This window comes from Bradyrhizobium sp. Ec3.3, from assembly GCF_000472925.1.
Taxonomy (GTDB): Bacteria; Pseudomonadota; Alphaproteobacteria; order Rhizobiales; family Xanthobacteraceae; genus Bradyrhizobium.
Map to the genome: position 1 here is coordinate 37372 of NZ_AXAS01000015.1, position 25558 is coordinate 62929.

Below are 25558 nucleotides of genomic sequence, written 5' to 3' on the forward strand. Positions count from 1 at the left end.
ATATGATGAGTGAAGTGGTGCGCAACATCCTCCTGTTGGGAGCCTCCGGCCTGATCGGCCGCTTCGTCACCGACGATCTCCGCGCCCGCGGCTTTCGCGTCATCGGCGTGGCGCGACAGCTGTCGCCGGCGCAGAAGATGAGCGCGCTCGATATCGAGCTGCCGATCATGGCGCTCGACGCGGCGGCGCTGACGCGCCTTCTGAACGAGCATGCGGTCGATGTGGTCGTGAATTGCGTGGGCGTCCTCCAGGACGCTCCCGGCAGCGACACCAACGCTGTTCATCGCGACTTCGTCGTGCGCCTATTGCAGGCAATTGGCGCGAGCGGCCGCGCGATCCGGCTGGTGCACATCTCGATCCCCGGCGCGGCCAACGAGGATCGTACCTCCTTTGCCACGACCAAGCGCGAGGCCGAGCGCCTGGTCGCCTCTTCCGGCATTCCCCACGCGATCCTGCGCCCGGGCTTCGTGGTCGCGCCGTCCGCCTATGGCGGCAGCGCCATGCTGCGCGCGCTCGCGGCCTCTCCGCTCGACCTGCCGGCCAAGGAGATGGCGACGCCGTTCCAGCCCGTCGCTATCAGCGACATTGCCGCCACGATCGCCTGGCTCGCGGCGCGCGAGATCGACGATCCTGCCGTGAAAGCCGTGAGCTGGGACCTGATGCAGGCCGAACCAGCCACGATGGCCGGCGTCATCAAGCAGTTTCGTCTTGCGTTCGGCACGGCCGGCTGGCCGCATCTCGCGATGCCGGCATTCCTGTTCGATTGCGGCGCGTGGGCAGGCGATCTCGCCAGCCGGCTCGGCTGGATGCCGCCGATGCGCTCGACCGCGATCGCCGAACTGCGCCGCGGCGTGACGGGCGACCCGCAGCACTGGATCGCAGCCACAGGCATTGTGCCGACGACACTGGCCGAGGCGATCGGGCGTCATCCCGCCACCATCCAGGACAAATGGTTTGCGCGGCTATACCTGGTCAAGGCGTTTGTGTTCGCGAGCCTGGTGGCGTTCTGGGTCGTCTCCGGTTTCATCGCCCTGATCGTCTCCTACCGCGCCGCCGCCGGCATCCTGAGCGCGCACGGCTTCCCATCCGCGCTGGTCGATCCCATCACCATCGGCACCAGCCTCATGGACATGTCGATCGGCGTGCTCATCGCCTTCCGCCGCACCGCGGGCGTCGGGCTCGTCGCGGGCATCGTTGCCTCGCTCGGCTATATGGTCGGCGCCGCGATCCTGACGCCCGACCTCTGGATCGAGCCGCTTGGCGCGCTGGTGAAGACGGGCCCGGCGATTGTGCTGATGCTGGTCGCTCTGCTGATGCTGGATAGCCGATAGCGTTTTCGGTTCGCGTGAAGAAGACGCGTCAATAAAGAGACTCTGATGAGTAAATGGCCTGACGACGACGTGATCCTGTTCGACGGCGTCTGCATCTTCTGCTCACGCTGGATTCGCTTCGTCGCGACGCGCGACACGGCGCGCCGATTCCGTTTCACGCCGATCCAGTCGGAGTACGGAACGAAGCTCGCACAGACCTTCGGCATCGATCCCGATGATCCCGACACCAACGCCGTCGTTCACGGCGGCGAAGTATTCATGAAATCGGACGCCGCGCTGACCGTGCTGTCGCAACTCCCCGGCTGGAGCTGGGTGCGCGCGCTGTTCGCCGTGCCAAAACCGCTGCGGAACGCGGTCTACAATCTCGTCGCACGCAACCGCTATCGCATTTTCGGCAAGTATGATGCGTGCTTCGTGCCGGACGCGGACTTGCGGGCGAGGGTGATCGAGTAGTAGCCCCGTCATTGCGAGGAGCGAAGCGACGAAGCAATCCAGAATCTTTCCGCGGGGGATTCTGGATTGCTTCGCTCCGCTCGCAATGACGGAGTTTGTTGCTACGCCTTTGCCATCGTTGCCAGCACTTCATTCGCCGCCCGCTCTCCGCTGTCCCGCGCTCCATGCGCCGTCGAGAAAAAGTTCGGCGACGTCGCCTCGCCCGCAAAGAACAGCCGCCCATCGACGGGAGCCGCCAGCACGGCGCGGTCGCCGGCATGACCCGGGAGCGCGTGGGAATAGGCGCCGCGGGCGAAGGGATCGTGGGCCCATCGGGACTCACGCAGCGGCTTCAGCATGCGCCTGATGTCGTTGCCGAGGTAACCCGCGATCTCGTCGATGCTTTGGGCTGCGAAGGCGCCGTCGCCGGCATCCTCCAATTCGCGTGCAAAGCGGCCGCCGAAAAAACCGTCGATGCAGGGCTGACCAAACGGGCGGATGTGATAGGTGCCCATGGCGGTGCGCATGGTGGCGCCGCGCAAATTGCCTTCGCTTGGAAAGGCTTCCGCGTTCTCCAGCGCCAGCGTCACCTTGTCATCGACGCCGAGCGGCAGGCCGCGCGCGGCGTCGACCTTGGCCGGGAGCTGCGGCGAGAAGCGGATCGCTTCATCTGCAATCAGGCTGGTCGGTACCGTGACGATCACCTTTGCAGCATCGAGCGTGCCAAGCGACGTTTCGAGCCGGATGCGTTTGCCGGAGTGATCGATCAGCGTGACCTTGCAGTTCAGTGCCACTGGACATGACGCACCGTAGGCCGCGACCAGCGCGCCAAATCCGGCCCGTACGCGCCAATTGAAGTAGGTGTCCTCGTAGGCGTCCATGTCCAGAATCGAGACGCGGTCGAGCTCGCAGCCGTTCACATAGGTCGAGACTGCATTGATCATCGGGTTCCAGCGATTGCCGGGTTCGAGATAGCGTTCGGCTGGCGTATCCTCGCGGTCTTGCGCAGCTTCGGACACACGCTCGTAGAATTCGTCGATCGCGCGCCCGAAGTCCTCGCGCTCGCTGTCCGGAAACACCTCGCCAAAGGCGCGATCGCGCCAGGGTGGAAGATCCCTGTTGACCTCGAAATTCAGGCGTTCGGCGATTCCTACGAAGGAGTTCTTGTCTGCCGAATGTAGCCAGCCGCAGCCGACATCGAAGATCACTTCAGGCGAGGCCTGCACGGTCCAGGCGCGGCCGCCGAGCCGGTCGCGCGCTTCCAGTACGATGATGGAGAGGCCGGAATCCTTCAGCGCGTGGGCTGCGCCGAGACCAGCGGCGCCCGCGCCGATGATTGCGACGTCGACGGAGGAGGGGAGGGAGATCATGGCTGGGCTCTAGCACGTCTGTTGTGTGCGCCAAAGCCACCACCACGTGAGCGTCATCACCCGCGAAGCGGGTGATGACAGCGAGATGACCAAGAAATGACAGCGTGAGTGGCTTACGCCACCGCTTCCTTGGCCTTCTCCGCGCGCTTGCGCTCGTTCGGATCGAGGTGCTTCTTGCGCAGACGGATCGACTTCGGCGTGACCTCGACGAGCTCGTCGTCCTCGATATAGGCGAGCGCCTTTTCCAGCGTCATCCGGATCGGCGGGGTCAGGCGCACCGCCTCGTCCTTGGACGTGGTACGGATGTTGGTGAGCTGCTTGCCCTTGAGCACGTTGATCTCGAGATCGTTGTCGCGGGTGTGCTCGCCGACGATCATGCCGCGATAGACCTTCCAGCCGGGCTCGATCATCATCGGGCCGCGGTCTTCCAGCTTGAACATGGCGTAGGCCACCGCGTCGCCCTGGTCGTTGGAGATCAGCACGCCGTTGCGACGGCCCTGGATCTCGCCCTTGTACGGCGCATAGCCGTGGAACAGGCGGTTCATGATCGCGGTGCCGCGGGTGTCGGTCAAAAGCTCGCCCTGGTAGCCGATCAGGCCGCGGGTCGGCGCGTAGAACACCAGGCGCTGACGATTGCCGCCCGAGGGCTTCATCTCGATCAGCTCCGCCTTTCGTTCGCTCATCTTCTGCACGACGACGCCGGAATGCTCCTCGTCGACGTCGATGACGACTTCCTCGATCGGCTCCATGGTGGCGCCGGTCGCTTCGTCCTTCTGGTACACGACGCGCGGACGCGACACCGAGAGCTCGAAACCTTCGCGGCGCATAGTCTCGATCAGGATAGCGAGCTGCAATTCGCCGCGGCCCGACACTTCCATCGCATCCTTGTCGGCGGCTTCGACGACGCGCAGCGCGACATTGCCTTCGGCTTCGCGGAGCAGGCGGTCGCGGATCATGCGGCTCGTCACCTTGTCGCCTTCGGTGCCGGCGAGCGGGGAGTTGTTGACGATGAACGACATCGACACGGTCGGCGGGTCGATCGGCTGCGCCGGCAGCGGCACCTCGACGGTCGGATCGCAGAAGGTGTCGGCGACGGTGCCCTTGGTCAGGCCGGCAATGGCGACGATGTCGCCGGCTTCGGCCTCATCGAGCGGCGTGCGCTCGAGACCGCGGAAGGCCAGGATCTTGGTGATGCGGCCCTGCTCGACCAGTTTGCCGTCGGCGTTGAGCACCTTGACCTGCTGGTTCGGCTTCAGGATGCCGGACGAGATGCGGCCGGTGATGATGCGGCCGAGATAGGGGTTGGCCTCCAGGATGGTGCCGATCATCTTGAACGGGCCTTCCTCGACCTTCGGCGGCGCGACATGGCGCAGGATCAGGTCGAACAGCGGCTCCATGCCCTTGTCCTTCGGACCCTCCGGGCTTTCGGCCATCCAGCCCTGCTTGGCCGACCCGTAGAGGATCGGGAAGTCGAGCTGCTCCTCGCTGGCGTCGAGGGCCGCGAACAGGTCGAACACCTCGTTGATGACCTCGGTCGGGCGCGCGTCGGGGCGGTCGACCTTGTTGATGACGACGATCGGCTTCAGGCCGACCTTCAGCGCCTTGGAGACCACGAACTTGGTCTGCGGCAGCGGGCCTTCGGCGGCGTCGACCAGCACCAGCGCGCCATCCACCATGTTCAGAATGCGCTCGACCTCACCGCCGAAATCGGCGTGGCCGGGGGTGTCGACGATGTTGACGCGGGTGTCCTTCCACTGCACCGAGGCCGCCTTGGCCAGGATGGTGATACCGCGTTCGCGCTCCAGGTCGTTGGAGTCCATGGCGCGCTCGGTCACCTTCTGGTTCTCGCGGAAGGTGCCGGATTGCTGGAGGAGGCGGTCGACGAGGGTCGTCTTGCCGTGGTCGACGTGGGCGATGATGGCGACGTTACGAAGGTTCATGAGTGAGCTTCTTTGCGGTCGAACAATGGGTTAGCGCGATCTCGCCGGTCAGACCGGGACCTCTTTTTCGGATAACGCTGGAAACCTGAGAAACGGGCGCTTTCCGCCCAAAAAGGAAGCCCGGCCATCAAAGCCGGGCACCTCAACGCGTTTGCAGCGCAATATAGTCAGAAAACGCTAAAAAACAATGGCTTCTTTGGCCGTCGCTTGGCCGTTCTACCACGGGGTTTGGTCAAATTCTTTCAAAGTCTTGGGCATGCCAGCGCGGTGAACCCCAGGTTCCTCCGACGGGCTTCCGCGAGCCCTCCGGGCAGAAAGTCGAGCGTCTCGCGCAGCTCGTCGTCTCGTACGCTGTGACAGCAATAGCGCCTTGCCCTCGTCAGCATCTCGTTCGTCGCCAGGCCCGAATAGGCCCGATGGGTCGCCTCAAGGGCGGCTTCAACCTCGTTTGGAGCCAGCAGCATGTTGCCCATCCGGCCAGGCAGCAGCTCCGAGCGTTCTGCGCCCAGCGCGTGCCAGACGATACTCACCGGTGCATGCCGGGACGTGATGACCATACCGAACAGGTTTTGTTCGTTGGCGATCCCGGAGAGCTCGTGGCCCTCAATCAGCAACTGCACTGCAAGCTCGACAAACCCGGGAAGGCCGAACGCGCAAATGAAGGCGTTGGTTTGAGCCGCCGTTTCTGGGTTTGAACAAAAGGCCGCTTCCTCGAAATCGCCTGGGTTGGCGCGCCAAGCCGCGATCGCCTGCTCCGCTTCGATCGAAAGGCTGCTGTTCGCAGCGGCTGCCTTGAAGTGTGGTTTGAGGCGCTGACGCGTCGCGTCGTCGACGAAAAAGCCGACCCACCAATAATCGACGGCCAAGGTAGTCCTCCATGGATACCCCGGTTTTGTAGCAGCGCTCTTTGCGTGGGTTCACGTCGCGCGGCGAGGGGATCGACCCGCCTCCACGCCGATATCCTCTTCCTCCGTCGGATACACCCCGCGCAGCACCTCCTCGAAATGGCCCTTCACCGCGTCGTTGCACAGGCAGGCCCGCAATTTGAGGCCCTCGCGGTTGTACACCAGGATCGAGCCGCGACGCGTCTCGATCAGGCCTTGCGCCTTGAACGACTGGATGACGCGGCTCGCGTAGCTACGCCCGACGCCGAGCAGGGTCGCCAGCTGCTCGTGCGTGAGCGGCACGCTGTCGTTGCCGTCGATCCGCTCCATCGCGGCCAAAATCCATTTGGCGGTGCGCTGCTCGATCGAGTGGATGGCGTTGCAGGCCGTCGACTGGAAGATCTGCGCCAGCATGCAGTCGGCGTAGCGCGCAAAGATGTTGCGCAGCGTCGGCGAGCTGCGCTTGGCGGCCTCGAGCTTGCCGACATGGATGCGCACGAAGGGGCCACCGAACTTCACGACGATCCGCGTATAGGCCGGCAGATAGCCTTCGCTGACGACGCCGCCGACGGCGCCCTCGCGGCCGACCAGAATGGTCTCGACGTCGCGGCCGTCTTCGTTGGGAACGAGGAAGGTCGCAAGCGACGGCCCGCAGGGAAAATGCACGACCTGGACGTCGTCGCCGGGATTGTAGAGCAGCTCGTTCGCCGATGTTGCCTCGGTAGTCAGATGCGCCGCGATCAGCGCGTAGTCGGCCTGGCTCAGTCGCCGCAGCAGATTGTTGTAGGGCCGGCTCGCAATCTCGGCTGTCCTGTTGCTTCGCGCATCCATCCCAACGCTCTCCGATCTCCCCCGACATTAGCTGGTTCCGCTCGCCGCCTGTGTGCACAAGTGGACAGACGGAGAAACGGTGATGTGGTGCGCTTCGTTCCTGGAACCTCCGATGCGCGGGGCGCAGGCATCGGGCTGAAACCGTCTTGATTGGAACATCATGCAGCCCTCAATCGACGAGACCATGCAGCGCGCTTCATTCGACGGCTCCGATGTCCCCGCCGATGTGCTGATCGTTGAGGACGATCCCATCATCGCGATCGATTTCGAAGAACGCCTGCTCGGGTTCGGCGTGAAGGATGTGCGGACAGTCGCATCCGTTGCGCGCGCACTGGATGCGATCACCGACCGCGCGCCCGACTTTGCGCTCCTCGATGTCGAGCTGGTCCGCGAAACGAGCTTTGCGATCGCCGAGCGGCTGGTTGCGCTGAAAATCCCGTTCGTCTTCGTCACCGGCTACGGCGCGGAGACGAGGATTCCGCCCGAGTTCGCTGGCGTGCCGCGGCTGCAAAAACCCTGCTCGAGTGATGCGATGGAGGCCGCGCTGCGCGCGCGTGCCTCCAGGTAGCAGTGGGCTCTAAGCGAGCTTCGGATCGAGCGTCGTCGACCACAACGCGGTGTCGGCGCGGTCACGCATGGTCACCGTCATCTGGCCGCTTGAGCCGCCGATCTTGACGTGACCGAAGAACTGCATGCCGGCCGACGGCGGCAGGTTCTGCTTGTCGAGGCCGGGCGCCTTGACGAAACGCACCTCGGGTCCAAACGTGTTGTCCACCTCGCCCGGTCCGAACGTTCCGGCATGCAGCGGCCCCGAGACGAATTCCCAGAACGGCTCGAATTCCTGGAACTGCGCCTTGTCCGGATTGTAGTAGTTCGCGGCCGTATAGTGCACGTCGGCGGTCAGCCACACCGTGTTCCTGATCGGCGCCATCTTGATGAAGCGCAGGAGGTCGGCGATCTCGAACTCTCTCCCGCGCACCGGCCCGTCGCCCTGCGCGAAGGCTTCCGACCCCTTCTTGTTCGCAGCATCGTCGTAAACGAGGATGCTGAGCGGCATGTCGGAGGCGATCACCTTCCAGGTCGCGCGCGAGTTCAGGAGGCCGCGCTTCAGCCAGGCCATCTGATCCGGCCCGAGGAAATAGGACGCGGGGCCGTATTCCGTCTCCAGGTTCGGACCGTTGGGGCCGCGATAGCTGCGCTCGTCCAGCATGAAGACGTCGAGATGCGGGCCGTAGGAGATCTGGCGATAGACCCGGCCCGGCTCCACGATGCTCTCGCGCATCGGATACATCTCGTGGAAGGCGCGCGCGGCGCGCGCGGCGAGCAGGGTGACGTTGCGCTCCTTGTAGGCGGCCGGCAGATCCTTCGACAGCGACCAGTTGTTGGTCACCTCGTGGTCGTCCCACTGCACGAAGATCGGCACCTCGGCATTGAAGGCGCGGACATTGTCGTCGGTGAAATTGTATTTGTGCGCGGCACGGAACTCGTCGAGCGTCTCGGCGACCTTGGCCTTTTCGGGGATGGTGACGTTCTTCCAGATCTTGCCGTCGGCAAGCTTCACCTCGGAGGGGATCACGCCGTCGGCATAGATCGTGTCACCGGAATGCAGGAAGAAGTCCGGACGGTGTTTGCGCATCGCCGAGAATGTGAACATGCCGCCGTCGTCGGGATTGATGCCCCAGCCCTGGCCGGCAACGTCGCCGCCCCAGACGAAGCTGACGTCGCGGCGGTCAGCGGGCGCGGTGCGGAAGCGGCCGACCACCGGCTCGCTCTCGATCGCGGTGTGAGAGAGATCGCGGAAACGGACGCGGTAGAAGATGTCCTGACCGCCGGGCAGATTTTCGACCAGCATCTTCGCGGTGAAATCGCTCTCGGGCAGCGCGGCAATCGGCGGCAGTGCGCGGGCGTCCTTGAAGCTATCCGTCGTCGCCACCTCGACCAGCATCTGTGAGGCACGATCGGCGCGCGCCCAGACCACGCCGCCGTCGACCGTGACGTCGCCGGACTGAACGCCATGGGTGATCAGCGGCCGGTCGGCCGCGCGCGACACATAGGGCATCGCGATCGCGCCGAGTGCGCCGGCGCTGGTGGAGAGGAATTGGCGACGGGAGAATTTGATTTTCATGGAAAGGCGTCTCGAAATCGGTCGGGACGACTGCGGTGGCAGCCGTCACTGCGAAGCCAACGCTATATTGAGACAATGTGACGCAGCGATTACGCGCGGAAGCTTTTACGCGTTGCCGGCGGCGCGGAATTGGGCACCGGCGCGCTGCAGGTTCTGCGGCAGGCTGAGCAGCAGCGCCTTGCGGTCGGCGACCGCGGAGTGGAACTGGTCGAGCGCGATGTTGAAGGCGGTCAGCGCGCTTTCTTCAATGGCGCCGTGGTCGAAGCAGCGCAGCGTGTCGCGCAGGATGTCGTCGGCCTCGCCCTGCATCTGGTCGAGCTCGTCGACGGTCTCCGAGCGCCGCGCCGCCGCGATCATGTCCAGCAGCCGTTCGCGCAGATGGCTGTTGTTGTCGCGCTCGTCCTTCTTCAGGTAGCCGGCGAACCAGGCGCCGATCGAGCCCATCGCCGAGAGCGCCATCAGGCTCCACCAGATGTAGTCGCTGTATCTGTCAAGGAAGGTCTTTTCCTCGCCGTCGACGAAGGCGGCCGCGCCCGGATGCACGGGGATCACGGCGTCCTTGTCGGTGTCGGGCGTCTCGATCTTCGCCGCCAGCGGGAATTCCGTCACCAGCTGCTGGCGTATCGCGAAGAGCTGCCGGGTGAAGGCGGCGACGGTAGTGTCCGACAGGCCTTTGCGCGCCACGATGTGGTGCGCGAAGCTGATCGTCTTGACCTCGTCATCGGGCCGGTCGGGCGAGCCGCCATAGGTGCCGGCGGGGATCTCGGCGGCTTCATAGACCGGATGGTTCTGCGCGATCGCGTCGGCCGAATCGATCGCGAGGAAGGTCGGCGTGCCGCCGTCCTTGGTGGAGGCGGCGATCGCATCCGCGGTAATCTTGCTGTTGACGGGGCCGGCGGCGAGATAGACGTCGGCCTTCTGGGTGCGGATCGCTTCGGCGGCTTCATTGGCCGGGAATTGCACGATCTCCACCTTGGCGGGATCGACGCCGTATTGCTGGAGGATCACCTTCAGGAGATTGACGTTGGCCTGGGTGCGGCCAACCACGCCGATGCGATGGCCGGCGAGCTGCGCGATCTTGGTGATCTTGGCGCCCTTCTTCTTGCCCTTGCCGGTCGCCGGGACCCAGAGCACGACGACGTTCTTGCGCAACGTCGCAACCGCCTGGGCGGTCTTCGGCACGTCGAGATCGCCGCGGATGATGGCGAGGTCGACCTTGTTCTCGGCGAGCGCCTCGGCGCTCGCGGTGGCGCCCTCGGTCTGGACCGGACGCAGCCGGACATAGCCCTTGCTCTGGACGAAAGCCTGCGTCAGCGCCTGCACGACCTTGACGTCGTCGCTGTTGGCCGGGCCAACGGCGATTTTGAGCGTCACCGGGCGCATGGCAAAATAATAGCCGCCGACGAGCGCGCCGACGACAGCAAGCACGAACGCGAGCGAAACAAGCATGGTCTTCCGCGCCGCCGATCGCGGCGACGTCGGTGTGGGTGTTTCGGCCAGCTCCAGGCCCCCGGTCATCGATCTCCCATACAGGCGTTTCAGGCTCGGTTTCATCTTGGCCTGGTCATTACCCCCGCAATTGTAGCAAATTTCTTGCCCGTCAGGGTTACATCTGCGTCATGGTTAGCGGATGGAGGACAACTCCATATGAACCCCGGCGTCAGCACGGTGTTAGGGTAAAGTTCCCCTGAAGACGGAGGCGACCATGACGGAGCGGCTGTCGGCGGAAGCACGCAAGCTGGCCTTGAGCGAACTATCCGGCTGGACCGAGACCGGTGGCCGCGAGGCGATCGGCAGGACGTTTACCTTTAGGGATTTCAACCAGGCTTTCGGCTTCATGACACGTGCCGCGCTGGTGGCCGAGAAGATGGACCATCATCCCGAATGGAAGAACGTCTACAAGACGGTCGAGGTGGTGCTCTCGACCCATGATGCCGGCGGCGTCACCGCGCTCGATATCGAGCTCGCCAAGGCGATGAACGCCATCGCGACCCAGGCAGGCCTTGGCTGACGTCTTGTTGCAATGCCGCCGCATCCCCATCTTGTGATCGGCATTGGATGCGGCCATCGGCCGCGCCGGCCTAAACGGGGAGTTTTGGACCATGGCTGCTGCCGAACACAGCGTCGGCTTTGAGCCGGCCGATCGGCGGGCGGAAGACCGCGAGACCGTGCGCCGGCGTTTCTGGCGCAAGCTGAAGCGCGTGGTCGCGCACCTGCCGTTCGCCGAGGATCTGCTCGCCGCCTATTACTGCGCCTTCGACAAGCAGACGCCGCGCCATGTGCAGGCATCGCTGCTGGGCGCGATCGCGTATTTCATCCTGCCGTTCGATGTCGTGCCCGACATGCTGCCGATGCTCGGCTTCACCGATGATGCCGCCGTGCTCGCGACCGCAATCAAGCTGGTCGCCAGCCACATCACGCCAGATCACCGCGAAGCCGCCCGCGCCGCGCTGAAGCGCGGTGTGGGCGAAGCAGAGGCGGAAGCCGCGTAGTCGCGGGAGTAACACGCTCCGCCGTCATTGCCGGCGAAAGCGGGCAATCCAGTACGCCGCGGCTTATCCGTGTCCTTGCGCTGCCTCTGCAATACTGGATCACCCGCTCCAGTGCGCAATCGCGCACAAGGCGGGTGATGACAGTGAGAGTGCAGCGCTAGCGTTCCACAAGCTCGTCATTGCGAGCGAAGCGAAGCAATCCAGAGATGTTTCCGCGGTGGCAGTCTGGATTTGCTTCGTCGCTTCACTCCTCGCAATGACGGTGTTTGCCGCTACTTCTTCTCCGACCTCGCCTGCGCCCGCGAGCCGTTCTCCGCTTCCCAGGCCTGGAATTGCTTGAACAGCGCTTCCTTGTCGGTCTCGGACACCTTCGCCGCCGCGGGGTTCTGCTTCAGGAATGTCTCGAAGCGTTGGCGCGCCACCGGCTCGACGCCGTGGCTGTCGAGCCATTGCTGCGCCACCGGCAGCCTGTTCCAGCCCGACAACGGGGCCGCGAGCGAGACCTCTTTCCATTTCGGATGGAAGGGCGGGTTCTGCAGCGTCGGGAATTTCGTGAAGAACGCGTCCACGAACAGTGCGATCTTGCGGTAACGATCCGTCTTCGGCCCCCAATTATAGGCGGCAAGCACGGCCGGGACCGCGATCGTGTCGACCGTCTCGCCATCCTTGATCAGGTTCGGATAGTCCTTTGCCGTCAGCGTCGCCGGCAGATAGTCGCTCTGGAGCGGCTTGGCGTAGTCCACGCCCGCAAGATGGAAGCGGCCGTCATTATTGAAGGTCGAGACCGACTTGTACGGCTTGCCGCCGACCACGATCACGGCGTCGATCTCGCCGGCCTTCAGCTTCTCCATCGCGATACGCTGCTCGATATAGACGAAGTTGGCCTTGATCCCGAGCCGCTCGAACACCGTGAGCGCGGTGACGAAGGTGCCGCCATTGGGCAGGTCGACGCTGACCTTCTTGCCCTCAAGGTCCTTCAGTGTCGCGATCGACTTCGGCGCGATGACCTGCATCTCTTCATTGTAGAGCTTGGTCACGTAGGTGAACTGCTTCTTGATGTCGCTCGCAAAACCCTTGCGCTCGAGGTAGTCGAGCGTGTCGGCGCGCACGATGCCGAGATCGACGCCCTGGAGGAACAGGATGTCGGCGACGCTCTGCACCGAGCCGCGGCCGACGATCGGCAGCACGCGCAGCTTGTTGCCGTCATCGAGCACGGAGGCGAGGTCGGCGCCGAACTGCACATAGGTGCCGCCGATGGTGCCGGTGATCAGCGTGACCGTGTTGGCGTTCAACGCCTGCTTGGTCGAGACCGATCCGAACTGGAAGATCGCCTTCAGACTGTCCGAGACCTTGCTCGGGTCGTATTCGGTCTGCTCGGCCTGTGCTGACAGGCCACACATCGTCACGATGGCGGCTAGCGCCATTCTCAAAGCGTTACGCATGATGTCCTCTGCTTAAATTGAAATCCTAGTCCTGAAGTTGCGTGAGGCGCGCCCGCGCCTCCGCGGATCCGAGGGCAGCGGCCTTCTGGTACCAGCTTCGTGCAGCGGCGGGATCCGCGGTGATGCTGCGCGTATCCTTGGTGCCGAGTACGGCCGGGTCAAAAGTCTGCGCCAGAACGAACGCCGCTGTCGCATCCTGCGCATTCGCCGCGCGCTCGAGCAGCAGCCGGGCGGCGGCGATATCGCCGATGGTCATCAGGCTCCTGGCGCGCGTCATCAGTCCGGCCAGCGTGTCGGCGTCGAGCGTTTTGACGGGCTGAGGTGGCGCCAGCGGTGCGGGCGGCGGCGCGACGGGCGCGGCGGCGGCCTGTGCCGGCGTCTGCGCTTGCAGCGCGTTCTGGTAGGCGGTCGCGATCGCCTCGCGGCTCGGCGGCGCCGGCGCCGTGACTTCCCTGGCTTCTGCGGCGGCGAGTTGCATCGGGTTCGACACCCGGGCCGGATCCTTCAGCGGGGTCTGGCGTGCGACCGGGGCCGGTGGTGTCGCCGGCTCCTCGGCCGCCACGCTGCTTATCCATGCCGTAGCATTGGCGGCGAACAGGCGGCTGACGTCGGAGTGGAACAACGTGACCAGCACTGCGATCGCGGATGCGGCCAGCACGCTGGCGACGATTTGCGTCGCGAGGCCGACGCGCCGCGCGCGGCGGGGGGTAAACTCTCGTGGATCCGGCGTGCCCTGCGGATCGGACAAAAACAGCGGCATCGGATCGTGCGGTGAAAGCTCGGTCCGGTCGGCCTGTGCCAGATGATAGGGCATGGCGTCCAGATCGGTCATGACTTGCTCGGCGTCGAACGCCCGAGATGTCTTGGACAGACGGTAGGCCGTCGTCTCCATGGTCTGATGCTCCCCTATTACTAAACGCAACGCGCTGGGGGCATCCCGGGTGAAGTCTTCTTATTGTTGTCCAGAAGCCCCCGCTCACTGGAACCGGTAAATCGCCGTCCGATTCAGCCCAAAAGACGACCACGGTTTGGGCGAATCAGGAAACATTTGGGTTTGATTGAGGCAAGAGCGGGACGTGCACCGCAATTTTGATCGCGGTGGTTGAGGGAACTTTTACCATAAATCCGGCGGTCTGCTGCGAGAGGCCCGTTGCATGCACCACATTCTACGCGGTCATTCCCCGCGACCCGGCTACGCCAAGGCCGGCTACGCCAAGGCTTTAGCGTAGGCGGCGAGCGGGAAATCCAGTACGCGGCGGCTTCTCCGCATGCGCCTGACGTCGCTGGAATACTGGATCGCCCGCTCCAGTGCGCAACTGCGCGCAAGGCGGGCGATGACAGTTGGATGACAGTTGAATGTGCGGCCGGCGATGACGGCCAGGTTTGTGGCGAGCAACGTTTCGTAACATCCGCGCGACGTCAGGGATGCAGGATCACCTTGCCCATCGCCTGGCGGCCGGCCAGCACCTTCAGCGCATCGGCGGTCTGCGCCAGGGGGAAGGTGCGGTCGACGTGGGAGGAGATCTTGCCTTCCGCCGTCCACTTCACGAGCTTCTCCAGATTGGCGCGGTTCTTCGCCGGGTTGAGCCGCGTCCAGGCGCCCCAGAACACGCCGCGGATATCGCAGCCCTTCAGCAGCGCGAGGTTGAGCGGCATCTTTGGAATGTCGCCGGCGGCAAAGCCGATCACCAGGAAGCGGCCTTCCCAGGCGATCGAGCGCAGTGCCTGCTCGGCATAGGCGCCGCCCACGGGATCGAAGATGATGTCGACGCCCTTGCCGTCGGTGAGCTTGCGCAGGCCCTCCTTCAGATCTTCCTTGCCGTAGTTGAGCGTCAGCTCCGCGCCGTGCGCTTTCGCAAAAGCAAGCTTCTCATCCGACGAGGCGCAGGCGATCACCTTCAGGCCCATCAGCTTGCCGAGCTCGCAGGCCGCCAGGCCGGTGCCGCCGGCTGCGCCGAGCACCGCAAGCGTCTCGCCCGGCTTCGGGCTCGCGCGATCCTCGAGCGCGTGCAGCGCGGTGCCGTAGATAATGATGATTCCGGCCGCACGGTCGTAATCGAGATTGTCCGGAATCTTCACGATCGAAGCCGCCGGCAGCGCGATCTTCTCGCGCGCGCCGTTATGGCCGCAGGAGGCCACCACGCGGTCGCCCACTTTCAGATCGGTCACGCCGGGGCCGATGCTCTCGATCACACCGGCGACTTCGGCGGCCGGTGAGAACGGGAACGGCGGCTTGACCTGGTACTTGCCCTGAATCATCAGGATGTCGAAGAAATTCAGCGCCGCCGCCTTGATCGCGATTACGGCTTCGCCGGGCCCTGCCACCGGATCCGGTACATCGGCCAACACGAGATCGTCGGGCTGGCAATATTGCGAGCAGAGGATGGCTTTCATGGCGACACCTAGGCGTTTCAAAGCGGAATTATAGTTTGCCTGCTTTTGCCGGATTTAACGCCAGCCCACAATCCGGTTTCTTTGTTCAAAGCGATGCGTAGGCCTATTCTCCGTCATTGCGAGCGCAGCGAAGCAATCCAGAATCATTCCGCGGCGACAGTCTGGATTGCTTCGCTGCGCTCGCAATGGCGATGTTTGCGAACGGGAGGATTCAAACGATGTTTGAAACAGGCCTGCTCAGGGACAAGCGCATCCTGGTTACCGGCGGCGGCTCCGGACTTGGTGCTGCGATGGCGCGTCGCTTCCGCGCGCTCGGCGCCGAGCTCGTGATCTGCGGCCGCAAGCGCGATCGCCTCGAGGCTGCCGCCAGCGAGATGCGAAACGAGACCGGCGGCAAGGTCACAACCATCGTCTGTGATGTCCGCGACGGCGCGGCGGTCGATGGCATGATGGATCAGATCTGGCGCGAGGCGCCGCTCGATATCCTCGTCAACAATGCGGCCGCGACCTTCATCGCGCAGAGCGAGCATCTCTCATTCCGTGCCGCGGACGCGATCCTGGCGCCGACGCTGCACGGCGCGATGTATTGCACGCTTGCGGCGGGCCGCCGCTGGATCGAAGGCGCGCACAAGGGCGTCGTGCTCTCGATCCTTTCGACCTCGACCATTACCGGCCGTGCCTTCACCGTGCCCTCAGCGATGGCGAAGTCGGCCGTGCTGGCGATGAGCAGGAGCCTCGCGGTTGAATGGGGGCCGAAGGGCATCCGCACCGTGGCGATTGCGCCGGGTCCGTTCCCGACCGCCGGCGCCTCCGGCCAGCTGCGCCCGGAGGGCCGCGATGAGGGCTGGGCGTCGCGCAATCCGCTGGGCCGCACCGGAGAGCATGCCGAGCTCGCGGATCTCGCCAGCTTTCTGGTCTCGGACCGCGCCGGCTATATCAATGGCGAGATGGTGGTGATCGACGGCGGCGCCCATTTGCGCAGTTCCGGCGCCGAGGACCTGCTCGGCTGGACCGAGGCGCAATGGGCCGCGCAGCGCGCCGCCAGATCCAAGGGCTAAGACCGAAAGACTAGGACTTTCTTCCCTGTAACCTCGTTCCGAATCAGGCTCTTACCGGCTATTTTGGGTGCGGGACAAAGTCCGGCCGGGCCATCTTCCAGTCACAATATTGAGGGAACCACTCCAGGATGTGGCGGGTGCTTTTTTTATCCTTGATGACTGGCGTGGTGGCGTGCGGGATCGCCGATCTTGCGCGCGCGCAAACCGCACAACCGGCGCCGAAGGCAGTGGCTAAGCCGGCCGCGGATGCCAAGACCGCAGCAAAGACGGCGGCAAAGCCCGAGAGTAAACCGGTGGCGCCGCCTCCGGCCATTGCAGGCGGTGCGGAGCCGTCCCTGATCGGCCAGTTCGGCACCTGGGGCGCCTATTCGGCGACGCCCAACGGCAAGAAAGTCTGTTTTGCGCTGGCAAAACCCTCGTCCTCGAAGACCAATCCGCCGAACCGCCCGCGCGATCCGGCGTATGCCTTCGTCTCCACCCGGCCGTCGGAGAGGGTCAACAACGAAGTCTCGGTCATGATCGGCTACGCGCTGAAACCGGGCTCGGAATCGACCCTCGAGGTCGGGGGCGCGTCCTACGCGATGTACACGCAAGGCGACGGCCTCTGGATCAAGAACGCGGCCGAGGAGGAGCGGATGGTCGAGGCCATGCGCAAATCCGCCGATCTCGTGGTCAAGGGCGTCTCGGCCAAGGGGACCGAGACCACCGACACCTTCTCGCTCAAGGGCCTGGCGCAGGCCCTCGATCGAATCGCGCAGGACTGTAAGCGGTAGGGTGCGTTTCGCGCTAATTTGGCGTTGTTTGGGGGCTTTCAAACGCCTATTTGAAAGCTGCTTCCCCTCACGGTGAGGAGGCGCGCAAGCGCCGTCTCGAACCGCGAGGCCGAGATGCTTGTTCCGGGCCTTCATCCTTCGAGACGCGCGCGATGCGCGCTCCTCAGGATGAGGGGCGAGAGTTTTTCTCAAGACAGAATGACGATGACCGTTCAATCGACCGACACCGTTGCCGCCGGGCTTCCCTTGGAAAAGGTCCCGCTCGAAACCTATGTGCCGCCGGCGAGGCCCTCGCTCATCGGCCTGTCGCGGAGCGAGCTTGCCGAACGCCTCGGCGAGATCGGCGTAGCGCCCGCGCAGCGCAAGATGCGTGTGCAGCAATTGTGGCACTGGATCTATTTCCGCGGCGCCAGGAGCTTTGACGAGATGACCTCGATCTCGAAGGACATCCGCGCCGAGCTCGCAAAGCACTTCACCGTCGACCGGCCCGAAGTCGTGGCCGAGCAGATCTCCAATGACGGCACCCGCAAATGGCTGTTGCGCCTGCCGAGCGGTGACAATGTCGAGAGGGCGCATGAAGTCGAGTGCGTCTACATTCCCGAGACCGATCGCGGCACGCTGTGCGTCTCCTCGCAGGTCGGCTGTACCTTGAACTGCTCCTTCTGCCACACCGGCACGCAGCGGCTGGTACGCAACCTCACCGCCGGCGAGATCGTCGGGCAGGTGATGGTGGCGCGCGATCGCCTGAATGATTGGGCCGATCGCGAGAACGGCACGCGCCTCGTCACCAACATCGTGATGATGGGCATGGGCGAGCCGCTCTACAATTTCGACGCGGTGCGCGATGCCCTGCTCATCGTCGGAGACAATGAAGGCATCGGCATCTCCCGCCGCCGCATCACGCTGTCGACCTCGGGCGTGGTGCCGAACATCGTGCGCGCCGGCGACGAGATCGGCGTCATGCTCGCGATCTCGCTGCACGCGGTGCGCGACGAGCTGCGCAACGAGCTCGTGCCGCTCAATCGCAAATATCCGATCGCGGAATTGCTGCAGGCCTGCCGCGATTATCCGGGCGCCTCGAACGCGCGCCGCATCACCTTCGAATATGTGATGCTCAAGGGCGTCAACGATTCCCTCGACGACGCCAGGCTCCTCGTGAAGCTGCTCAAGGGCATCCCGGCCAAGATCAACCTGATCCCGTTCAATCCCTGGCCCGGCACGGCCTATGAATGCTCGGACTGGGACCAGATCGAAAAATTCTCCGAATACATCTTCAACGCCGGCTATTCCTCGCCGGTGCGTACGCCACGCGGCCGCGACATCCTCGCCGCCTGCGGCCAGCTCAAATCGGAGACGGAAAAGCTCTCGGTTCGCGAGCGCCAGGCGCTGCGCGCGATGGCGATGACCGATTGACATGAAGCGGCCATCAACATCCGTCATGGCCGGGCATCGTTATTTCTAGGCAGTCATTCCGGGGCGGCTGGACGACCCGAACCCGGAATCTCGAGGTTCCGGGTTCGCGCTACGCGCGCCCCGGAATGACGGTGGGGGACGTTGTGTTACATTCGGTCAACGATGATGGATGCGTCCGATGGCACTGATCGGGCGCCTCGTCGTGATCTTTCTCGGCTTTCTGGCCTCATGCCTGGTCGGCGGCATGATCGTCGTGGCTGCGCTGCTGTTCCCGGAATTCTCCGATCTCGGCGCAGGTCCGGTTGATGAAGGCACGATCGACGTCCTGCTCGGCTTTGGCTTCATCTTCATCTCCGGCTTCGCGCTGTTGCCGGCGATGGTCATCGTCGCGATCACCGAGGCCTTCTATATCCGCAGTGCGCTCGCCTATGCGGTCGGTGGCGGGCTGGTCGGGCTTGCCTGCTATCTCGGCCTTATTCCGTTCCATCCCGAGACGCTCGAGTTCGAGGGCATCGTGCGCCGCCATCTCGAGATCATGACCGGCGCGGGTATCGTTGCCGGGGTCGTGTACTGGATGATCGCCGGTCGCAATGCGGGCGCCTGGCGCCATCCGCCGCCCCCGCGCAAGCCGCCCCCGCCGCTGCCGTCGAATTCGCGGCCGGATGCGCTGTAGGTAATGTAGTCATTCCGGGGCGGTACGCAGGACCGAACCCGGAATCTCGAGATTCCGGGTTCGATGCTTCGCATCGCCCCGGAATGACAGCCGAAGGGTTTCCATCCCCATCCCGCTCGGCTAAACCGCGCGCCATGAACCGGACTGGACTCTTCATCGCGCTGGCGCTGTGGCTCGTGATCGGCGTCGTCTTCGGCGTCTTTCCCGAGCTCGATCTCAAGCTCGCCTCGCTGTTCTTCGATCCTGAGACGAAGACCTTTCCGCTCAAGCTGAATGGCTGGGCCGGCTTTGCGCGGGATGCGGCGATGTGGATCGCCTGGGCGTTCGCAGTTCCATCGATCGTGGCGCTGGTGGTCAAGCTGGTCAGGCCCGACCGGCCGCTGATGGTCTCGGGACGAACGATCGTCTTCCTGCTGGTGACGCTGACGCTGTCGGCCGGCATTCTCACCAATCTCGCCTTCAAATCCTATTGGGGCCGGCCGCGCCCGGTGGTCGTGACCGAGTTCGCCGGTGACCTGTCATTCGTGCCGTGGTGGGATCCGCGCGGCGGCTGCGGACGCAACTGCTCGTTCTTCTCCGGCGAGGGCGCGACCGCGTTCTGGACGCTGGCGCCGGCTGCGCTGGCGCCGCCCACGTGGCGGCCGCTCGCCTATGCCGGGGCCGTGGTGTTCGGCACAGTCACCAGCGGCCTGCGCATGGCCTTTGGCGGGCACTTTTTCACCGACGTCTCGATCGCCGGCCTCGTCACCTTCCTGGTGATCTGGCTCGCCTACGCCCTGATTTACCGCTGGCCGCGGACACGGTTTTCCGACGAGGCGGTCGATGCCGCCCTGACCCGGCTGGCTTGGCCGGCCTATCGGCTCCGCCAGCGCCTGTTCGGCCGCAAAACCGGCCCGGCAGCGTCGATGTAAGCCATTAAAGGCGTGCCCATGCACGCGAAATTTGATAATCGCGCAAGTCACACCGAAAGACGACATCAGCCCCTTAAGATCCGATTGGAAGCGCCATGACTACGATTCTGAAGAGCCTGCCCAAGGGAGAAAAGGTCGGCATCGCTTTCTCCGGCGGTCTCGACACCAGCGCAGCGCTGCTCTGGATGAAGCAGAAGGGCGCGCGCTGCTATGCCTATACCGCCAATCTCGGCCAGCCGGATGAAGCCGACTACAACGAGATCCCGCGCAAGGCGATGGAGTTCGGCGCCGAAAAGGCGCGGCTCGTCGATTGCCGTACGCAGCTCGTCCACGAAGGCATCGCCGCGATCCAGTCGGGCGCCTTCCACATCTCGACCGGCGGCATCACCTATTTCAACACCACGCCGCTCGGGCGCGCCGTGACCGGCACGATGCTGGTTGCCGCGATGAAGGAAGACGGCGTCAACATCTGGGGAGACGGCTCGACCTTCAAGGGCAACGACATCGAGCGCTTCTATCGCTACGGTCTTTTGACCAATCCATCCTTGCGCATCTACAAGCCCTGGCTCGACCAGCAGTTCATCGACGAGCTCGGTGGCCGCGCCGAAATGTCGGCGTTCATGACCGCCCAAGGCTTCGCCTACAAGATGAGCGCGGAGAAGGCCTATTCGACCGACAGCAATCTGCTCGGCGCCACGCACGAGGCAAAGGATCTCGAGAGCCTCGACAGCGGCATCAAGATCGTCAATCCCATCATGGGCGTGCCGTTCTGGCGCGACGATTGCACTGTGAAGGCCGAGAAGGTCGTGGTGCGTTTCGAGGAGGGCCAGCCCACAGCGCTCAACGGCCAGACCTTTGCAGATCCTGTCGCGCTGTTCCTGGAAGCCAATGCCATCGGCGGCCGCCATGGCCTCGGCATGAGCGACCAGATCGAGAACCGCATCATCGAGGCCAAGAGCCGCGGCATCTACGAGGCGCCCGGCATGGCGCTCCTGCACATCGCCTATGAGCGCCTCGTCACCGGCATCCACAACGAGGACACCATCGAGCAATATCGCGTCAGCGGCCTGCGCCTCGGCCGTCTGCTCTACCAGGGCCGCTGGTTCGATTCGCAGGCGCTGATGCTGCGCGAAACCGCGCAGCGTTGGGTCGCGCGCGCCGTCACCGGCGAGGTGACGCTCGAGCTGCGCCGCGGCAACGACTATTCGATTCTCAACACGGAAAGCCCCAACCTGACCTATGCGCCGGAGCGGCTGAGCATGGAGAAGGTCGAGGACGCGGCGTTCACGCCGGAGCATCGCATCGGCCAGCTCACCATGCGCAACCTCGACATCGCCGACACCCGCACCAAGCTCAAGCTCTACACCGAGAGCGGCTTGCTGTCGGGCGGCGAAGGCTCGCAGATCTTCCGGCTCGAGAGCGACAAGGGCTAAGCGCGTCTGCTCGTGTCCCGGACGCGATGTAGCGCCATAAGCGCGTTCACGCGCGTCTTCGACGCGCTATGGCGGTGCGTCGCAGAGCCGGGACCCAGAATCTCGATCCAATTGCACCGATAGTAGATGAGCCGGGGCACGAGAGTGCAAGAAACAAAAATGGCCGGGATCGCTCCCGGCCATTTTGCATTTGTGGCTGCGCTTACCGCGGCGGCGTGGTGCCTGGCGGGGGCGGCGGCAGCGAGGCCTGGCCGCCGTTGAGCAGCGGCGTGATGCGGCGGATGGTGACGCGCCGGTTGATCAGGCTCGGCCCCTGCGTCTGCTCCTTCAGATACTGCTCGCCGTAGCCCTGCGAGGTCAGGTTCTCCGCCGGCACATTGAACTGCTGGGTCAGCAATTCGGCCGCGGCCTGCGCACGGCGGTCCGACAATGACAAATTGTCGACGTCGTTGCCGACCGCGTCGGTGTGGCCCTCGATCAGGAACACCTCGCGCGGGTTGCGCTGGATCGCCCGGTTGAGACCGTCGGCGATCACCTGCAGCCTCGCAGCCTGGTCCGGCGGGATGGTCCACGACCCCGTCTCGAAGTTGATCGTGTTGACGTCGATGCTCGGCATCTGCATGCGAACATTCGGGCTGTAACGGATCTCGTCGAGCGAGTAGCGCCGATCGATCCGCTGCACCGGCGGTGCCTCCATGGTCTGGTAGATCACGTCCGGCGACGCCTCCTGGGCGTCGACGATGTAGCGATCGTAGGGAATGTTCACCACCGGCGGCGGCACGTCGACATAGAAGCCGCCGACCGACCGCGGATCACGGTAGCTGTTGTCGATGATGATGATCTCGCGCCCGCCGGGGTCCCTGCGGATACGCCGCAGCAACTGACCGTCCGGACCGACCACGGTGATCACCTCGCTGCCGTCGGGACGGATCACGACGGTGCGGGTTTCGCCGCCGACCGTCTCGCTGCGGATGTCGCGGGCGCCATAGCGGAAGCGATAGAGATCGTTGCCGCGGACGTACGCTTGCCCGCCCGGGTCGCGGATGATGATGCGGTCCGGCTCGGTGTAGACGGTGCGGCCGCCTTCGACGACCTCCTGTCGCTGGTTGCGGTAGTCGGCGATGGTGGCGCCGATCACGGCACCGGCCACCACGCCCGCTCCGATAGCGAGCGGCGTCAGATCACGCTGCGGCGGGCGCGGCGGTGGCGGCAGCGGCGCTGCGACCGTCGGCGCGGCCCGGAAGGCCGGCGCAACCGTCGGCGGAGCGTATTGCGCCCTGTTGGGCGGTGGCGCTGCGGCTGGCGTGCCAGGGACGACAGTTGGCGCCGCGGCGCCGGCGGGAGGCGTGGGCCGGGCCGGGGCGCCCGCCTGCGGCGCAGGCGGAGTTCCGGCAGCGGGCGCACCCGCAGGCGGCGTGCCGGCTGGCGGTGTGGTTGCAGGGGGCGTTGCGCCCTGACGTCCGGTCGGCGGCGTCATGGCTCCGCCGGGAGCCGGCGTTGCTGTCGGGGCCGGGGTTGCGCCGGGGGCGGGCGTCGGTGCCGGACCCGTGCGACCTGCCGGTGGCGTGGTCGTCGCACCGCCAGGAGCGGGCGTAGCAGTTGGCGCGGGCGTCGGGGTCGGCGTGGCGCGCGTCGTTGGTGCCGCCGGTGCAGGCGTCGCTGTCGGCGCTGGCGTCGGCGCGACCCGTGCCGGAGGCGCGGCAGGGGGCGTCGGCGTCGGTGTCGGAGCAACGCGCGACGGCGCTGCCGGAGGCGGCGGTGTTGGCGTCGGTGTCGGGGCAACGCGCGCGGGCGGTGCAGCCGCAGGCGGCGGAGGTGGCGTCGGCGCATGCTGCTGCGGTGCCGCCGCCGGGGGTGGCGATGGTTGCTTTGGAGCCGCTGGCGCCGGAGGTGGTGGCGGCGGCGGAGGCGTCGGCCGTGTCGGCGCAGCCGCCGGAGGTGGTGGTGTCGGGGCATGCGGAGGCGCAGCCGTCGGCGGCGGCGCACTCGGACGCTGTGGAGCCGCGGGCGGAGGCGGCGGTGGGGCCGGTGCGGGGCGAGCGGCCGGCGGTTGTTGCGGCGGCGCCTTCGGCTGCTCCCGCGATGGCTGCTTCGGTTTTCCGTCAGGGCCGGTTTCGCCCTGCGCCTGCGCGATCACGATGGGTGCGCTTTGCGCGTGCGATGCGGAGCTTGCGAATGGCATCGCGGTCAGAGCCGTCGTGGCAAGCAGCACGAAGCGAAATTGAGTCATGTGATGAGATCCTGGGGAAGGTTCTTGTAGAGGAAGTTCTTGGAGTCAGTGTTGCGATCAACGGATACGCGTTAGGCCGGATTGTGGCGGGCGAAGCAGCCGCGTCTCGATTTATTTCTGCATGCAAATCACTTCAGAACATCGACGTTCATTGCGCATTCAGGCCCATCTTGCAATCGCCTCGAATGTGACGATGCGACAAATTCGCATCCGTCGCGGGATTGGGCGTGCGCGGCCCGTTCGGTCCGCGCGGCGGGATCTCCTCCGGGACACGGCCGGGCAATTCATCGGGTCGCGGTGACTCGCCGGGCTCGCGCACAGGCGGCACGATATCCGGCTGCGGATTGCCCGGTGGAATTCCTGGTGGCGGCTCACTCGGTGTGCCCGGTGTTGCCGGCGGAATCTCCGGGGGTTCGATCGGCGTCATCCATCATCGACATATCGTTGCTCGAAAGACGATAACGTTGCCGATGCGTCGATGTTCCCGCGCATCATGACGATGGAACAGGCCTATTCGGGCGCGTGACAGACGGCTTCGATGTTGTGACCATCGGGGTCGAGCACGAAGGCGCCGTAATAAGTCGGATGATAATGCGCGCGAATGCCAGGCGGTCCATTGTCGCGCCCGCCGGCCGCGATGGCCGCCTTGTAGAACGCATCCACGGTGGCGCGGTCCTTGGCGAGAATCGCGACGTGCACCGGCTTGTTCAACGCGCCTTCGCCGCCGATCCAGAAGTCCGGCTTGCCGTCGGCGCCAAAGCCCGCCGCGGGATCGTGGCCGGTCTGCTCCTGCGTGACCTCCATGATCAGGCTGTAGCCGAGCGGCGCCAGCGCCTTGGTATAGAACGCCTTGGCGCGCTCATAGTCGGAAACAGGAAAACCCATGTGATCGATCATCGGAATCTCCGTCGTTGATCGTCGTCAGCGCGACAGGAAGGTGTTGCTCCGTGTCTTGCGCGTGATGGCAAAGCCGCGCGCCACCATGTCTGCAATACAATCCTCGCGCCATTCGTTTTGTGACAGATGCTCGATCACGACAGCGCGGGGCCATAGCGATTGCGGCGCGTCGCGGAAGAAGCCGATCAGCACGCGGTCTTCAAAGCCCTCGACGTCGATCTTGAGGGCATCGACCTTCGTGACGCCGGATTCCTCGAGGATGCGTATCAGCCGTAACGACGGCACTTTGATGGCCCTTGCCGTCGCCGTGCCGGTCACGACATGGCTGGCGCCGAGATTGTCGCCGTCGGTCTCGATCATCAGCTCGCCGTCGGCATCGCCGGCCGCAGCCTGCACGAGGCGGACCTGCATCGATCCCCGGGTCGATTCTTGGATCGATCCCGACGCCTGGTTGTTGAACGAGAGCCGCGCGAAGGTCATGGGATGCGGCTCGATTGCGACGATCCTGCCCTGCGCGCCGACATGGCGCGCCATCACCAGCGCGAAGGTGCCGACATTGGCGCCGACGTCGACGAACACCCCGCCGCTTGGTGTGTGCTGCCGCAGGAACTCGAGCTCGTCGAGATTATAGTCGGGGTTGAACAGCGCACCGCGCTCGGTCGCGCTCGCCTGGTGATGGAAGCGGAACGAGGCGCCCTGATACTGCACGTCGACGGGACCCGCGCGCAGCAGGTTGACAAGCCGCGACAGCCACGGGCGGAACGCGCCGCGCTTCAGCCCGGAGCGGTGCGCAAGCGAAATGATCGCAGCTTGCGCCGCATTCGGCGCGAACGCGCCGAATGGCGCGGGGTCGGTATCGGGCGTCAAGCAGAGGTCCTCGTTGCGAGCGGCGCATGCATAGCCGGTTTTCCCCCCGACTCCAACGTCGC

The 25558-nt window shown here is 64.9% G+C and carries 25 protein-coding genes; 11 read left to right on the top strand and 14 right to left on the bottom strand.

The genetic code is table 11. The annotated features are described in order from the left end of the window. Nucleotides 1-5 precede the first annotated feature (5 nt). The gene (locus YUU_RS0116950; RefSeq protein ID WP_084801473.1) at nt 6-1331 is read left to right on the top strand and encodes an SDR family oxidoreductase; all 1326 of its coding nucleotides are present in this window, start codon (nt 6-8) and stop codon (nt 1329-1331) included. 45 nt (nt 1332-1376) lie between these two features. Continuing rightward, nucleotides 1377-1784 carry a thiol-disulfide oxidoreductase DCC family protein gene (locus YUU_RS0116955; RefSeq protein WP_027523459.1) on the top strand — a complete coding sequence of 136 codons (408 nt, stop codon included), beginning with the start codon at nt 1377-1379 and terminating at the stop codon, nt 1782-1784. A 101-nt stretch (nt 1785-1885) separates the two neighbouring features. Here YUU_RS0116955 and YUU_RS0116960 read toward each other — a convergent pair whose 3' ends face one another. From YUU_RS0116960 to YUU_RS51035, 4 genes are all read right to left on the bottom strand, one after another. Further along, on the bottom strand, nt 1886-3133 hold the full coding sequence (locus YUU_RS0116960) for an NAD(P)/FAD-dependent oxidoreductase (protein ID WP_027523460.1): 1248 nt from the start codon (nt 3131-3133) through the stop codon (nt 1886-1888). A 113-nt stretch (nt 3134-3246) separates the two neighbouring features. Next, nucleotides 3247-5073 (bottom strand): translational GTPase TypA, encoded by a 1827-nt coding sequence (gene typA / locus YUU_RS0116965; protein WP_027523461.1) that lies wholly within the window; start codon nt 5071-5073, stop codon nt 3247-3249. A 242-nt stretch (nt 5074-5315) separates the two neighbouring features. Next, complete coding sequence (locus YUU_RS0116970; protein ID WP_027523462.1) at nt 5316-5939, bottom strand: hypothetical protein; 624 nt, start codon at nt 5937-5939, stop codon at nt 5316-5318. 51 nt (nt 5940-5990) lie between these two features. Next, on the bottom strand, nt 5991-6788 hold the full coding sequence (locus tag YUU_RS51035; RefSeq protein ID WP_051389774.1) for a Crp/Fnr family transcriptional regulator: 798 nt from the start codon (nt 6786-6788) through the stop codon (nt 5991-5993). 160 nt (nt 6789-6948) lie between these two features. Here YUU_RS51035 and YUU_RS0116980 point away from each other — a divergent pair, with 160 nt between their 5' ends. Beyond that, nucleotides 6949-7356: a response regulator gene (locus tag YUU_RS0116980; RefSeq protein ID WP_156944351.1), complete on the top strand. Its 408-nt coding sequence runs from the start codon at nt 6949-6951 to the stop codon at nt 7354-7356. 9 nt (nt 7357-7365) lie between these two features. Here the strand turns inward: YUU_RS0116980 and YUU_RS0116985 are convergent, their stop codons facing one another. Next, the gene (locus YUU_RS0116985; RefSeq protein WP_027523464.1) at nt 7366-8913 is read right to left on the bottom strand and encodes an alkaline phosphatase; all 1548 of its coding nucleotides are present in this window, start codon (nt 8911-8913) and stop codon (nt 7366-7368) included. A gap of 105 nt (nt 8914-9018) precedes the next feature. Further along, nucleotides 9019-10467, bottom strand: coding sequence for a TAXI family TRAP transporter solute-binding subunit (locus YUU_RS0116990; protein WP_035662600.1), 1449 nt, complete (start codon nt 10465-10467; stop codon nt 9019-9021). A gap of 151 nt (nt 10468-10618) precedes the next feature. Here YUU_RS0116990 and YUU_RS0116995 point away from each other — a divergent pair, with 151 nt between their 5' ends. Beyond that, nucleotides 10619-10924 (top strand): 4a-hydroxytetrahydrobiopterin dehydratase, encoded by a 306-nt coding sequence (locus tag YUU_RS0116995; RefSeq protein ID WP_027523466.1) that lies wholly within the window; start codon nt 10619-10621, stop codon nt 10922-10924. Between the two features lie 91 nt (nt 10925-11015). Further along, a complete protein-coding gene (locus YUU_RS0117000) occupies nt 11016-11405 on the top strand; it encodes a YkvA family protein (protein ID WP_027523467.1) in 390 nt (129 codons plus the stop codon). A 272-nt stretch (nt 11406-11677) separates the two neighbouring features. On the opposite strand, the gene YUU_RS0117005 is transcribed toward YUU_RS0117000, so the two are convergent. From YUU_RS0117005 to YUU_RS0117015, 4 genes are all read right to left on the bottom strand, one after another. Next, nucleotides 11678-12847 carry a TAXI family TRAP transporter solute-binding subunit gene (locus YUU_RS0117005; RefSeq protein WP_027523468.1) on the bottom strand — a complete coding sequence of 390 codons (1170 nt, stop codon included), beginning with the start codon at nt 12845-12847 and terminating at the stop codon, nt 11678-11680. A 25-nt stretch (nt 12848-12872) separates the two neighbouring features. Continuing rightward, nucleotides 12873-13739 carry a hypothetical protein gene (locus YUU_RS0117010; RefSeq protein ID WP_027523469.1) on the bottom strand — a complete coding sequence of 289 codons (867 nt, stop codon included), beginning with the start codon at nt 13737-13739 and terminating at the stop codon, nt 12873-12875. Between the two features lie 315 nt (nt 13740-14054). Then, nucleotides 14055-14243 carry a hypothetical protein gene (locus tag YUU_RS58710; RefSeq protein WP_156944352.1) on the bottom strand — a complete coding sequence of 63 codons (189 nt, stop codon included), beginning with the start codon at nt 14241-14243 and terminating at the stop codon, nt 14055-14057. A gap of 23 nt (nt 14244-14266) precedes the next feature. Further along, nucleotides 14267-15241 (bottom strand): NADPH:quinone oxidoreductase family protein, encoded by a 975-nt coding sequence (locus YUU_RS0117015; RefSeq protein ID WP_027523470.1) that lies wholly within the window; start codon nt 15239-15241, stop codon nt 14267-14269. A 218-nt stretch (nt 15242-15459) separates the two neighbouring features. On the opposite strand from YUU_RS0117015, the gene YUU_RS0117020 reads away from it, so the two are divergent. The 6 genes from YUU_RS0117020 to argG all read left to right on the top strand — a co-directional run bounded on the left by YUU_RS0117020 (nt 15460) and on the right by argG (nt 21502). Further along, the gene (locus tag YUU_RS0117020) at nt 15460-16299 is read left to right on the top strand and encodes an SDR family oxidoreductase (RefSeq protein WP_027523471.1); all 840 of its coding nucleotides are present in this window, start codon (nt 15460-15462) and stop codon (nt 16297-16299) included. Between the two features lie 128 nt (nt 16300-16427). Beyond that, nucleotides 16428-17072, top strand: coding sequence for an invasion associated locus B family protein (locus YUU_RS0117025; RefSeq protein WP_027523472.1), 645 nt, complete (start codon nt 16428-16430; stop codon nt 17070-17072). Between the two features lie 204 nt (nt 17073-17276). After that, nucleotides 17277-18485 carry a 23S rRNA (adenine(2503)-C(2))-methyltransferase RlmN gene (gene rlmN, locus YUU_RS0117030; protein WP_156944353.1) on the top strand — a complete coding sequence of 403 codons (1209 nt, stop codon included), beginning with the start codon at nt 17277-17279 and terminating at the stop codon, nt 18483-18485. Nucleotides 18486-18663: 178 nt separating this feature from the next. Continuing rightward, a complete protein-coding gene (locus YUU_RS0117035) occupies nt 18664-19158 on the top strand; it encodes a hypothetical protein (RefSeq protein ID WP_027523474.1) in 495 nt (164 codons plus the stop codon). 134 nt (nt 19159-19292) lie between these two features. After that, nucleotides 19293-20069, top strand: a complete 777-nt coding sequence (locus YUU_RS0117040) for a phosphatase PAP2 family protein (protein ID WP_027523475.1) — start codon at nt 19293-19295, stop codon at nt 20067-20069. A gap of 95 nt (nt 20070-20164) precedes the next feature. Further along, the gene (gene argG / locus YUU_RS0117045; RefSeq protein ID WP_027523476.1) at nt 20165-21502 is read left to right on the top strand and encodes an argininosuccinate synthase; all 1338 of its coding nucleotides are present in this window, start codon (nt 20165-20167) and stop codon (nt 21500-21502) included. Between the two features lie 202 nt (nt 21503-21704). Here the strand turns inward: argG and YUU_RS58715 are convergent, their stop codons facing one another. The 4 genes from YUU_RS58715 to YUU_RS0117065 all read right to left on the bottom strand — a co-directional run bounded on the left by YUU_RS58715 (nt 21705) and on the right by YUU_RS0117065 (nt 25496). Next, a complete protein-coding gene (locus YUU_RS58715; protein WP_156944355.1) occupies nt 21705-23732 on the bottom strand; it encodes an OmpA family protein in 2028 nt (675 codons plus the stop codon). Between the two features lie 148 nt (nt 23733-23880). Next, nucleotides 23881-24159: a hypothetical protein gene (locus tag YUU_RS61205; RefSeq protein WP_084801468.1), complete on the bottom strand. Its 279-nt coding sequence runs from the start codon at nt 24157-24159 to the stop codon at nt 23881-23883. Between the two features lie 83 nt (nt 24160-24242). Further along, nucleotides 24243-24629, bottom strand: a complete 387-nt coding sequence (locus YUU_RS0117060; RefSeq protein WP_027523479.1) for a VOC family protein — start codon at nt 24627-24629, stop codon at nt 24243-24245. A 24-nt stretch (nt 24630-24653) separates the two neighbouring features. Further along, entirely contained in the window at nt 24654-25496 is an 843-nt protein-coding gene (locus YUU_RS0117065) for an FkbM family methyltransferase (protein ID WP_027523480.1), read from the bottom strand. Nucleotides 25497-25558: the final 62 nt, after the last annotated feature.